An 11,078-nucleotide genomic window follows, 5' to 3' on the forward strand; every position below is an offset into this window, starting at 1 on the left:
CGCTGTGTACCGGCCGGCGTGTGTGGGTGGACGACGTTGTGCCCGAGAGGGCTTCGGCGCCAGATGGGAGGCGCCGGTCATGGACGACTAGTTGGGGTAGATGATCGACTCGTCGGCCCAGTGGTGGACATCGGCGGGCATCCACCGGTTGTACTGGTGGACAAACGGTTGCGCGCGATAGAACTCGAACCCGTTGCTACCGTGCTCGCGTGGCCCCATCGCCGGCGCACTGCCCTGCGAGCTGGTTTTACGACGCAACACGTGATGGGCGTTGTAGATGCCGGCGTCTTCCCACAGCTCCAACAGCAGCGACTGGTTCTCGAACTCTAAGCTCCGATACCACTGGTATTCCAGCACTCCGGGCTCGCGCAGCGCCGATTCTTGATCTTCGCGGAACATCGGTAGCAGGGCGTCGCCGCCGCCGGGGCTCACCTGGATGATGATGCGTACTGCACCGGTACCGGGCCAGAAGATGGCCTGCCGTTCGGATTCGTGGCCGGCCGGTGTCCACACCGGGCCCGGGGTGAAGTACTGCAGCGAATAGAAATCGGTGAACGGTGTGTTACCGCGCGTCGCTGTTTCGCGGATCAACAGATCGTTGGTGGCCTTGTCCGGATCGGAGTTCACTCGTCCCCAGAAGTCGCCGTAGGCGAATTGGTCTTCCCACACCTGCACGATGGCGATGTCGGCCGGATCGTTGATACTGCGGTGTGCCTCGGACTCCAGGCACCCGGGCTCGGTACGCACCTTTTGCACGTACTGGATCACTTCTTCTGGATCGCCGTCGACCCGTAGTTGGTGCAGCGCTCTGATCTTGGTCATATCTCACTCCAGGCTTTCTCCCCGGCGGCCTCACGCCGGCCGGTAGATGGTGAATGTTGTTGTGAATGGGGAGCTTTCGACGTTGATTTAGCCAACGACTTCGGCATGTTCGGGCGCCGATTCCGGGGCTCCTGCAGTCGGGTCGAAGTGGTGGCCCCACACGCTGAGCGCGTCGTAGTGGGCGACCTTCCAGTACGTGTCGTCGACGAGCTTTCCGTTCCAGCCGTATTCGATGGCGAAGCCCGACGGGGTGATGACGTAGAACGAGGTCATCCGATCGTTGGAGTGTTCTCCCAAACTGATCTGGACGGGCTGGTGACGGTCGTTGACGATGTCGAGTGCGCGCCCGACGGCCTCGAGCTTGTCGACCTCGAGCATCAAGTGCGACAAACCCAGTGGCGCGCCGGGGATGTTGGCCACCCCGATGGTGTGGTGGCGTGGATTGCAGTGCAGGAAGTAGGCATTGTCGGGTCCGAAGCCGATGGTGTCGGAGAGCCGGAAGTCCAGGACTCGCTGGAAGAACGTCGCGCTGGCCTTGGCGTCTGCGGTGGCCAGGAATACGTGCCCCAGCCCGAGATCGCCACACAAGAACTTCACTCCGCGAGGGGAGACGAACGGAGCACTGGTGCTCTCGGCGGCGACGAAGATCTCGATGGCGTTGTCGTCGAGATCGGTGAACGCTGCAACGCGAGCGACGCCGCGGTCGGCGGCCAACGCCTCATCCTCACGTACCTCCACGCCTTCTGCCTTCAGGGCACGGATCGCTTCATCGAGTTCGGCGTCGCCGGCGGCCTCGAGCCCGATGGCGATCAACGAGTCGGGGCCGGGTGCGCCGCCGACCACCTCCAGACGCCAGGATCGTTCGTCGGTACGGAACCGCACCGTACCCTCGGCCCCGCTCGGTGCGACCTGCAGTCCGAGGATGTCGGTGGCGAACTCGATCCACTCGCTCACCGGACCCCGCACCACCAGATATCCCAATGCCGACACTGTGCTCATACCACGACTCCTTGTGCTCGATCATCGACAATGTTGTCTGGAGCGAGTGTCATCGCCGATATCGGTGGTCGCATGGATTCGTCCCAGCGGTCGGAACGCAGCGCCGTCGGTGGTCATCGGCGTCGATTAAGACAGAGTCAGTCCATCGTGCACACCTGAAGGGAACCGAAGTGACAACTGCAACAATCGAAGCACCGACCGACAAGTATCAGTCGTTGAGCCGCTTTCGCATTCACTACGTCGAGGCCGGCACCGGCCACCCGCTGATCCTGCTACACGGAGGCGGTCCCGGCGCCACCGGAATGACCAACTACGGCCAGAACATCGGGCCACTGGCACAACATTTCCGTGTGCTCGCACTCGACATGCCCGGGTGGGGCGACAGCGACCCGCAAACCCGCGAGACCGGATTCGATCATCCGGGGGTGTTGATCGAATTCCTCGATGCGTTGGGGATCGATCGTGCCGCGCTGGTCGGCAACTCGATGGGCGGGATGACCTCGGTGACGACCGCCACCCGCTTCCCCGAGCGTGTCTCGCATCTGATCACCATGGGCGCGCCCGCACCGGTCCCGCACATCTTCTCCCCCGCCGGACCATCCGAGGGAATCAAGGTCCTCGCCCGCGCCTATCATGACATGACGCCGGCGAATATGAAGCAGCTCGTCGAGACCATGGTTTTCGACAACGCTTTCGCCACTGATGAATTGTCGACCGCGCGTTGCGAAGCCGCTCTCACCAAACCCGAACACCTGCAAAACTGGCGTAATTGGGCCGAGGATCCCCGTAATCCCATCACCTACTTCTCTCTCGGCAACGAGATCTCGAAGATCACCGCGCCGTCGTTGATCGTCCAAGGTCGCGACGATCGGGTGGTGCCCTTTGAGAGTGCGCTTCATCTGGTTTCGCAGATCCCCGACAGCCGGATGGTGATGTTCAACCGTTGCGGTCACTGGGCGCAGATGGAACACGCTGACGAATTCAATCGTCTCGTCATCGATTTCGTCACCAATTCCTGACGATCCGACTGACGGGAAAGAGAGGACCATCATGACTGCAACTTCGCCTTCGGCAGCCGCACTCGGCTCGACGGAGCCCATGGTGAGCGGCCTGAGCCACATCTCGGTGCATGCCCGAGATGTCGATGAGGCCATCACCTTCTGGACGTCGATCTTCGGCGCCGAGGAATTCATGTTCAACCATCAGCCCGAGAGCGGACTCATCGGAGTCGAGACCACGGAGCGGTTGGCCTCGGTGAAACTCGGATCGACGGTACTGCATTTCAATGTCAAACCCGGCATCAGTGGGTGGGATACGGAGTACCCGCATTTCGCCTTCACCGTGACCGCCGAGCAACTGCGCACCCTCAAGCTACGGTTGGAGGTGACCGGTGTGAAAACCCATCCGCTGTGGACGCGCAGCCAGGTCGAAGCCCTGATGTACTTCCGCGATCCGTCGGGAAATCTGTTCGAGTTCTTCTGTTGGCGTTACGACAACGTCGACGAACTTCGGGTGGATGCGTTCTCCGGGGGCGACTTCCGACCGCCGGTCGACGACCTCCGATACGACTGGGCCGGCCCGGATGCGCTGGCAACCCTGGCCTGACACCCGGTCTTCGTCATCGGCCCTCGACCCCGGTTTGTCTGCCGGGATCGGGGGTCGTGTCATATCGCCGTCCCGCATACTCGGAAGTTCCACCGATCGGAACGTGATCGACGATGCGGCTGCGTAATCATTTACGGTGACAGGCGTGAACACTGTTGACGTCTCCGCTTCAGCCACCCTGAGCGGACTCAATCACCTGTCGATGGCAGTGCGGGATCTCGACGAGGCCGTCCGGTTCTGGACGTCGATTTTCGACGCCCACGTACTCTGGGTAAACCACTCCGCCCACTTCGGCGAGGTCAGGGTGGCCGGCATCATCATCGGTTTCGCCGAGGGCGAGCCTGGTGCGACCGGCCACGGCGAAGAATATCCGCATTGGGGTTTCACTGTCGAACCCTCAGCGATGCGTCCATTGCAACACCGGCTGCACGCTTTCGGTGTTCCGACAAGCGACATCTGGACACGCCGGCAGGTGGAGGCGTTGATGTACTTCCGGGATCCGTCGGGCAACCTCCTCGAGTTCTATTGCCCCCAGGGCTTCGACGGTGTTGCCGACCTCCCACTCGGGGTTTTCGGTGGCGGCACCTACGAACCCGATCTCTTTGCGCTGCATTACGACACATGGAACGACTCAACATCTGCTCTCGAAAAACGTTGAGGCACAGACACACACCACTGATCTCAGAGGAATCTCCTGTGGAAAACGCGATTGGGATCATCGGAGTCGGTTCGATGGGTGGCGCACTGCTGGGTCGTTGGCGGGCAGCCAACATACATGTGGTTGCTTACGACGTCACTCAGGCTGGTCGGGAGCGGGCATCGGCGCACGGTGTCGCCGTCGCCGCCAACCCGGCCGAGTTGGCGGCGCAAGTCGACGCCGTTGCCGTGATGGTCCGCACCGACGCCGAGACCCTCGACGCAGTCCTCGGTGACGACGGCGCATTGGCCGGTTTGGCTGACGGTGGCCTTCTTCTGCTGCACAGTACGATTGCGCCGTCCACGACCACGCAGATCGTCGCTGCCGCGCAGTCGCGCCGGATCGACGTCGTGGACGCACCTGTGGTCGGGGTGCCCGCGGTGGTGGAGGCGGGCAGAGCGGTTGCGATAGTCGGTGGCTCCCAACAAGCATTCGATCGTGCTGCGCCGCTACTGAAGCCGTGTTTCCGGGACGCAATCCACATGGGACCGACCGGTGCAGGAAACGCGGCCAAGATCATCAAGAACCTCTGCACGGCGGCAGAAGCGCTGGTGTTGGCCGAAGCACTTCGCATCGGCGAGTCCTGGGGCATCGACTACCTTGACGCGTTGGCCATGATGACGACCGTCGATCAGTACCATTTCATCGACCACTGGTCGACGGCGTTCGACGCCAACGGATATGGGAGCGCACCACTGCGCGTCCCCAATCTCTACGACAAGGACGTTCCGTTGGCCCGCAACATCGCACACGCAGCCGGCATATCTGTTCCGATCACCGAGGCATTGGCAGACTCTGCGCAACAGATCGTCGCTGCCACGGAATAGAATTTGCTGATGGTTCTGCATTGTTGTCCGCGATGGTTACTATGCGCCACACACTTCGGCCGCCTCCTGCATCACAGGTGGCGGCCGAAGTGCCCGTACGGATTCGATCAGAGCACCACGTCTTCACTATGCCCCAAGGGTGGTGGCACCAGCATTCCGTGTGTCTCGAAGATGACGCCGTTGGCGACACGGGATTCCGGTGAGGCAAGCATCAGGTACTCGGGCACATAGTCCTGCGCTGTCGGGAAGAACTTCATCCCGCCCATCTTGGCCATGTCCTCAGGTCCGCCGAGCGAATCGATGAGGTCGGAGAAGCTGGTGTTCTCCTGACCCAGCGTCGCCAAACCTCGCAAGTCGGTGGGCATTCCGCCGGGTGCAATGCCGTTCACGCGAACCGCGCCGCCGAATTCGAAGGCGAGTTGGCGGACCATACCCACGAGCGCGTGTTTCGTCGCGGTATAGAGTGGCCCGCCACCACCGACCATGGTCGCGGCGTTGGACAGGGTGAAGATCATGCTGCCGCCCGACTCGACCAACGCTTCGACTGATGCCTTGGCGCCCAGAAGATGGCCTTTGACGTTGACGTTGAACAATTCGGTGAAAGCACTGTCAAGGTCAGTGGCGCTCGTACCACGAAGGGACGCATGGAAGTCCCAAAGCCCGGCGTTGCCGATGAACGTATCGAGATGGCCGAACGCCTCAAGGGTGGCCGCCACGGCCGCCTGATCATCAGGCCAATGCGAGGTGTTGCCCACGGTGACCTTGATCCGGTCCCCGAATTCGTCGGCAAGGAGTTTCGCCTTCTGCTCCGACAATTCGAGGACGCCCACGCGCGCGCCCTCGGCGATGAAACGTTCGGTGATGGCCCGCCCCAAGCCCGAGCCGGCGCCAGTGATGAGCACCACCCGTCCGTCCAGAACTCCCATGTCTGTCTACCTCTTTCCGCTGCTGTTCCCATGAACCGGCAGGTACACACCGGTCTGTCACCTCAGTGTGGGCGACCTCACCATCGAGTGCGGTCTTGCGTACCGCGGACCGGAACCGCCTGACGATCGGCACCTGAAGAACGCGTTGACTGTTGTGGAGGCGGTCGTCGGACAACCGGTTACTCGGCGATGACCTGCACAAATGGGGGCAATAGCCGAAGCCACCGCGAAAATGCTGTCGCGCGACACCACAATCACCCTCGACGCCGACGGCTGCCCCTCGACGTCGGACACGAAGAACGACTGTTCACCCCCGGACACGGAAGGCACTCCTGGTGCGGATCGCGGGCGCTCTGTTGAATCTGCCCGTCGCAGAAGGTTTTGTGGTGCGAATCCCGGATCGGTCCGGGTTGATGCTCGGGCCGAGCGCCAGCGCACTGGTCGACGTCACTCGGCGAAAAGCCGACGTGAACGACGTGGTCACCTTCCCGCTCTCCGCGATCACCTCCCGTACGCCGACCACCCGCGACGCGTTGGCCGACCAACTGGCAGCCGTGGCCCGCGACGGCTTCGCGCCGCAGGTCGGTGAACCCGATCCTGATCGCGCGTGCATCGCGGTCGGCGTCCGATCACCGCACGGAGCGCTTACCGCCACGTTGGCACTCTCGGGGCGCCGACCAAGCCGAGATCATGACGCGGCAGGTGCCGGCGATGACCGGTGACGCCACGCGACTGGCGCCGCTGCTGGCGTGAACAGCGGCTGATCCGCGCTCTCGGCGCATCCGGTCGCCCCGCGATCGGAGGTGCAGCCACCGGCAAACCGTTCGCCGAGAGAACGGCCCATTGCTACCGTCAATCAGGTGATCGCCCCATGCTGACCCGTCTGATCCGGACCTACCTGTCCCGCTACCCCGCGCACATCACCGCGGTGATCCTGCTGCAACTCGTGGCGACGGTGGCCATGCTGTATCTGCCGACGCTCAACGCCGACATCATCGACAAGGGCGTCGCCAAGGGCGACACCGGCTACATCCTGCGGATCGGCGCGTGGATGCTGGCCGTGACCTTCGTCCAGATCGTGTGCACGCTGATCGCCCAGTACTTCGGTGCGCGGGCCGCGCTCGGCGCCGGCCGCGACATCCGCCACGATCTGCTGCACCGCGTCAACTCGTTCTCCGCGCGCGAGGTCGGCACCTTCGGCGCACCGTCGCTGATCACCCGCACCACCAACGACGTGCAGCAAGTACAACTCCTGCTCGTGATGAGCACCGCCATCCTGGTGATGGCACCGATCATGTGTTTCGGCGGCATCGTCATGGGCGTCCATGTGGCGCCCGGATTGTCGTGGGTGCTACTGATCGCCGTGCCGATCCTCGGCATCACGATGGGCTTCATCATCGCCCGGATGATCCCCGGCTTCCGCGCCATGCAGGAGCGCCTCGACGCCATCAACCGCATCATGCGTGAGCAGATCACCGGTATCCGCGTGGTGCGGGCGTTCGTGCGCGAACGCCATGAGATGCAACGGTTCTCCGTCGCCAACGACCAGTTGAGCGACGCGTCGCTGCGGGTGGGCCGGATGATGGCCCTGATGTTCCCATCGGTCACCGTGATCACCAATGTGACGATTGTCGCGATCATCTGGTTCGGCGGTCACGCGGTCTCCGACGGCAGCGCCCAGATCGGGGCACTGACGGCGATGATGAGCTACGTCATGCAGATCATGATGTCGGTGATGATGGCGTCGTTCCTGGCGATGATGGCGCCGCGCGCCGCGGTGTGCGCCGAACGCATCTGCGAGGTGCTCGACACCGAGACGTCGGTCGTACCGTCGAAAACCCCGGTCGAGTTCGCCGGCGATCCCGCCTCCGTCGAGTTCGACGCCGCGCAGTTCCGGTACCCGGGAGCCGACGAGAACGTGTTGTCCGACATCACTTTCGACGTGCGTCCGGGGACCACCACCGCCGTCGTCGGGTCCACCGGCTCGGGCAAGACCACGCTGCTCGGCCTGGTCCCACGACTCATCGACGTCACCGAGGGCGCGGTTCGCGTCGGCGGCACCGACGTCCGCGAACTCGACCCCGATGAGTTGCGGTCGGTGATCGGGCTCGTTCCGCAACGGCCCTATCTATTCTCCGGGACGGTGGCCACCAATGTCCGGCACGGCAAACCCGACGCCACCGACGAGGAGGTGTGGGCGGCACTGGAGATCGCGCAGGCAACCGATTTCGTCTCCGCGATGCCCCAGCAACTCGACACCCCGATCGCGCAGGGCGGCACCACCGTCTCAGGTGGACAGCGCCAGCGTCTGGCGATCGCGCGGGCACTGGTCCGGCGGCCGTCGGTCTATCTGTTCGACGACTCGTTCTCCGCACTCGACCTGACCACCGACGCGAAACTGCGTGCCGCCCTTCGGCCCGCGACCGCCGATGCCGCGGTGATCATCGTGGCCCAACGCATCTCGACCATCGTCGACGCCGATCAGATCGTCGTCCTCGACCGCGGCCACGTCGTCGGTCTCGGTACCCACGACGAATTGCTCACCTCCTGCGAGACCTACGCCGAGATCGCGCGTTCGCAGCTGTCGATCGGAGAACCCGCATGACCCGCCCCGCAGGCGGCCCGGGTCCCGGCCGCGGCCCCATGGCCGCAGGCCCCGTCCTGGAGAAGCCCAAGTCGTTCGGGCCGTCGATGAAACGTCTTGTGCGCCTGCTGATGGCCTATCGGTGGCGCATGGCTACGGTGCTGACCGCCATCGTCGGGTCGGTCATCCTCCTCGCGGCGGCACCACGCATTCTGGGACACGCCACCGATCTCATCTTCGACGGTGCGATCGGCAAGGCGTTGCCGTCGGGGATCACCAAGGAGCAGGCCGTCGAGGGGTTGCGTGCGCGTGGGCAGGGCACCTTCGCCGACATGGTGTCGGCAATGAACCTGACCCCGGGTGTCGGGATCGACTTCACCACCGTCGCCTGGACCCTACTGATCGTGCTGATCTGTTACGTGGCGTCATCCCTGTTGTCGTGGTTGGCATTCCGGATTCTCAATGTCATCGTGGTCAACACTGTGCGTGAGTTGCGCGCCGAGATCGAGCAGAAGGTGCATCGGCTTCCGCTGCGCTATTACGACACCACCCCACGCGGTGACCTGCTGAGCCGGGTGACCAACGACCTCGACAACCTGTCACAGGGCTTGCAGCAGACCATTTCCCAGTTCGTGAACTCGGTGCTGACGGTCATCGCACTGTTGGTGGTGATGATCTGGATCTCGCCGCTGCTGGCGCTGATCGCGGTGGTGACGGTTCCGCTGGCGGTGGCCGCGACCACGATCATCGCCCGAAGGTCCAAGCCGCACTTCATCTCCCAGTGGTCCTCGACCGGAAAGCTCAACTCCCAGATCGAGGAGGCGTTCACCGGGCACGAACTGGTCAAGGTGTTCGGTCGGCAACGCGAGGTCGAGCAGACCTTCAACGAACGCAACGAGAAGCTCTACCAGTCGAGTTGGCGTGCGCAGTTCATCTCGGGCATGGTCATGCCGACCATCATGTTCCTGGGCAACCTCAACTACGTGGCCGTCGCCGTGGTCGGCGGCCTGCGCGTGGCATCGGGATCGCTGAGTCTCGGTGAGGTGCAGGCGTTCATCCAGTACTCCCGTCAGTTCACCCAGCCGCTCACCCAGATCGGCTCGATGATCAACCTGATGCAGAGCAGTGTCGCCTCCGCCGAGCGCATCTTCGAGATCCTCGACGCCGAGGAACAGACCCCCGATCCGGCGCAGCCGCTGAGTCCGTCGGAGGACAAGGGCCGCATCGAGTTCGACGACGTCGCGTTCCGCTATCTGCCGGACAAGCCCCTGATCGAGGACCTGTCACTGGTGGCGAGCCCTGGGCACATGGTCGCGATCGTCGGACCCACCGGCGCGGGCAAGACGACGCTGGTGAATCTGATCATGCGGTTCTACGACGTCGACTCCGGGCAGATCCGCCTCGACGGTGTGGAGACCCGCGCGATGACGCGCGACGACCTGCGTGAGCGAACCGGGATGGTGCTACAGGATTCGTGGCTGTTCGGCGGGACGATCTACGACAACATCGCCTACGGCGACCCGACCGCCAGTCGCGAGGAGGTCATGGCCGCGGCGATGACCAGCCACGTCGACCACTTCGTCCGCATCCTGCCCGACGGCTACGACACCGTCCTCGACGACGAGGGTGGTGGCGTGAGTGCCGGTGAGCGACAGCTCATCACGATCGCCCGCGCCTTCCTCGCGCGACCGACGGTCCTGATCCTCGACGAGGCGACCAGTTCGGTGGACACCCGCACCGAGCTGCTGATCCAGCAGGCCATGGCCAACCTGCGGGCCGATCGCACCAGTTTCGTGATCGCCCATCGCCTTTCGACGATCCGCGACGCCGACACGATCATCGTCATGGAGGACGGGCACATCGTCGAGCAGGGTGATCACGAGGAGTTGCTGGCCGCCCAGGGCGCCTACTGTCGCCTCTACCGCAGCCAGTTCGCGGGCGCACTGGACGGCGACTGATCGCCACCGGCCACCAGCCAGAAAACTGCTAGCGCCACTACAGCCGACTACCAAGAATCCCCGGTACACAGAATCATCACCGCCGCAACGGATGCGGCGATCCGAGATAGTGAGATGAGGTTTTCATGAAGAGTCGTCTGGTGACCATGGGTATCGGTGGGGCCGCGGTGCTCGCCGCCGCGTTGACCGGGTGTTCGTCAACGGAGAACTCGTCGACGCAGGCCGACTCCGCCGCGTCGACGTCGGCGTCCTCGTCCGCCTCGACGTCCTCGTCTGGCTCGACCGGGACCACCGAGATGGCGGCATTCGAGAAGTGCATGGCCAACAACGGCGTCACGATGCCCGCCCACAACGGGCGGCCCGGAGACCGGACCCCGCCGTCGGGCGCACCGGGGCAAGCGCCCGCGGGCGGTTCGGGCGGTTCAGGAAGCACTGCATCGACACGGCAGCACACCATGAGCGCGCCCCCGGGGGTCGATCAGGCCACCTGGACCAAGGCGCTGGCCGCGTGCAAGTCACTCGCACCGACCCCGCAGCCACAGCCGAGCTCGTGACCGATCCGCCGCGGGGCCTTCTCGGGCCCCGCGGCACCATCAGGATTGGCCGCGCTCCAATTCGCCCGCAATGCCGCGTTCGAGTTGATCGGCGGCGGGGGGCGGC

At 63.9% G+C, this 11,078-nt stretch carries 12 protein-coding genes; 7 read left to right on the forward strand and 5 right to left on the reverse strand.

Going from position 1 to position 11,078, the window contains the following annotated elements; all coding sequences use genetic code 11:
* Positions 1 to 87: 87 nt before the first annotated feature.
* Both B1964_RS23315 and B1964_RS23320 read right to left on the reverse strand, forming a co-directional pair.
* Entirely contained in the window at positions 88 to 822 is a 735-nt protein-coding gene (locus B1964_RS23315; protein ID WP_079931461.1) for an antibiotic biosynthesis monooxygenase, read from the reverse strand.
* An 87-nt stretch (positions 823 to 909) separates the two neighbouring features.
* Positions 910 to 1,821 carry a VOC family protein gene (locus B1964_RS23320; protein WP_172398942.1) on the reverse strand — a complete coding sequence of 304 codons (912 nt, stop codon included), beginning with the start codon at positions 1,819 to 1,821 and terminating at the stop codon, positions 910 to 912.
* A 170-nt stretch (positions 1,822 to 1,991) separates the two neighbouring features.
* Here B1964_RS23320 and B1964_RS23325 point away from each other — a divergent pair, with 170 nt between their 5' ends.
* From B1964_RS23325 to B1964_RS23340, 4 genes are all read left to right on the forward strand, one after another.
* Positions 1,992 to 2,840, forward strand: coding sequence for an alpha/beta hydrolase (locus tag B1964_RS23325; RefSeq protein ID WP_253194148.1), 849 nt, complete (start codon positions 1,992 to 1,994; stop codon positions 2,838 to 2,840).
* 31 nt (positions 2,841 to 2,871) lie between these two features.
* Complete coding sequence (locus tag B1964_RS23330; RefSeq protein WP_079931464.1) at positions 2,872 to 3,426, forward strand: VOC family protein; 555 nt, start codon at positions 2,872 to 2,874, stop codon at positions 3,424 to 3,426.
* Positions 3,427 to 3,571: 145 nt separating this feature from the next.
* Positions 3,572 to 4,084, forward strand: a complete 513-nt coding sequence (locus B1964_RS23335) for a VOC family protein (protein WP_079931465.1) — start codon at positions 3,572 to 3,574, stop codon at positions 4,082 to 4,084.
* The gene (locus B1964_RS23340) at positions 4,048 to 4,950 is read left to right on the forward strand and encodes an NAD(P)-binding domain-containing protein (protein ID WP_079931466.1); all 903 of its coding nucleotides are present in this window, start codon (positions 4,048 to 4,050) and stop codon (positions 4,948 to 4,950) included. Before B1964_RS23335 ends, B1964_RS23340 begins: the two co-directional genes overlap by 37 nt.
* Positions 4,951 to 5,057: 107 nt before the next feature.
* Here B1964_RS23340 and B1964_RS23345 read toward each other — a convergent pair whose 3' ends face one another.
* The gene (locus B1964_RS23345; RefSeq protein WP_079931467.1) at positions 5,058 to 5,876 is read right to left on the reverse strand and encodes an SDR family NAD(P)-dependent oxidoreductase; all 819 of its coding nucleotides are present in this window, start codon (positions 5,874 to 5,876) and stop codon (positions 5,058 to 5,060) included.
* 386 nt (positions 5,877 to 6,262) lie between these two features.
* Here B1964_RS23345 and B1964_RS23350 point away from each other — a divergent pair, with 386 nt between their 5' ends.
* From B1964_RS23350 to B1964_RS23360, 3 genes are all read left to right on the forward strand, one after another.
* Positions 6,263 to 6,598, forward strand: a complete 336-nt coding sequence (locus B1964_RS23350; RefSeq protein WP_253194149.1) for an IclR family transcriptional regulator C-terminal domain-containing protein — start codon at positions 6,263 to 6,265, stop codon at positions 6,596 to 6,598.
* A gap of 149 nt (positions 6,599 to 6,747) precedes the next feature.
* Complete coding sequence (locus tag B1964_RS23355; RefSeq protein WP_079931470.1) at positions 6,748 to 8,481, forward strand: ABC transporter ATP-binding protein; 1,734 nt, start codon at positions 6,748 to 6,750, stop codon at positions 8,479 to 8,481.
* Positions 8,478 to 10,418, forward strand: coding sequence for an ABC transporter ATP-binding protein (locus B1964_RS23360; RefSeq protein ID WP_079931468.1), 1,941 nt, complete (start codon positions 8,478 to 8,480; stop codon positions 10,416 to 10,418). Before B1964_RS23355 ends, B1964_RS23360 begins: the two co-directional genes overlap by 4 nt.
* A gap of 76 nt (positions 10,419 to 10,494) precedes the next feature.
* Here B1964_RS23360 and B1964_RS30765 read toward each other — a convergent pair whose 3' ends face one another.
* Positions 10,495 to 10,755 (reverse strand): hypothetical protein, encoded by a 261-nt coding sequence (locus B1964_RS30765; RefSeq protein ID WP_216354276.1) that lies wholly within the window; start codon positions 10,753 to 10,755, stop codon positions 10,495 to 10,497.
* A 141-nt stretch (positions 10,756 to 10,896) separates the two neighbouring features.
* Positions 10,897 to 11,078 (reverse strand): hypothetical protein (locus B1964_RS30770; RefSeq protein WP_216354277.1); only part of this gene is annotated, 182 nt, incomplete at its 5' end.

The sequence above is a fragment of the Gordonia sp. i37 genome (assembly GCF_002043085.1).
Classification (GTDB): Bacteria; Actinomycetota; Actinomycetes; order Mycobacteriales; family Mycobacteriaceae; genus Gordonia; species Gordonia polyisoprenivorans.

Bases quoted from the DNA above. Each gene is read 5' to 3' on its own strand.
- B1964_RS23315 (WP_079931461.1), bottom strand. From the start codon at position 822: ATGACCAAGATCAGAGCGCTGCACCAACTACGGGTCGACGGCGATCCA.
- B1964_RS23320 (WP_172398942.1), bottom strand. From the start codon at position 1,821: ATGAGCACAGTGTCGGCATTGGGATATCTGGTGGTGCGGGGTCCGGTG.
- B1964_RS23330 (WP_079931464.1), top strand. From the start codon at position 2,872: ATGACTGCAACTTCGCCTTCGGCAGCCGCACTCGGCTCGACGGAGCCC.
- B1964_RS23340 (WP_079931466.1), top strand. From the start codon at position 4,048: ATGGAACGACTCAACATCTGCTCTCGAAAAACGTTGAGGCACAGACAC.
- B1964_RS23345 (WP_079931467.1), bottom strand. From the start codon at position 5,876: ATGGGAGTTCTGGACGGACGGGTGGTGCTCATCACTGGCGCCGGCTCG.
- B1964_RS23355 (WP_079931470.1), top strand. From the start codon at position 6,748: ATGCTGACCCGTCTGATCCGGACCTACCTGTCCCGCTACCCCGCGCAC.
- B1964_RS23360 (WP_079931468.1), top strand. From the start codon at position 8,478: ATGACCCGCCCCGCAGGCGGCCCGGGTCCCGGCCGCGGCCCCATGGCC.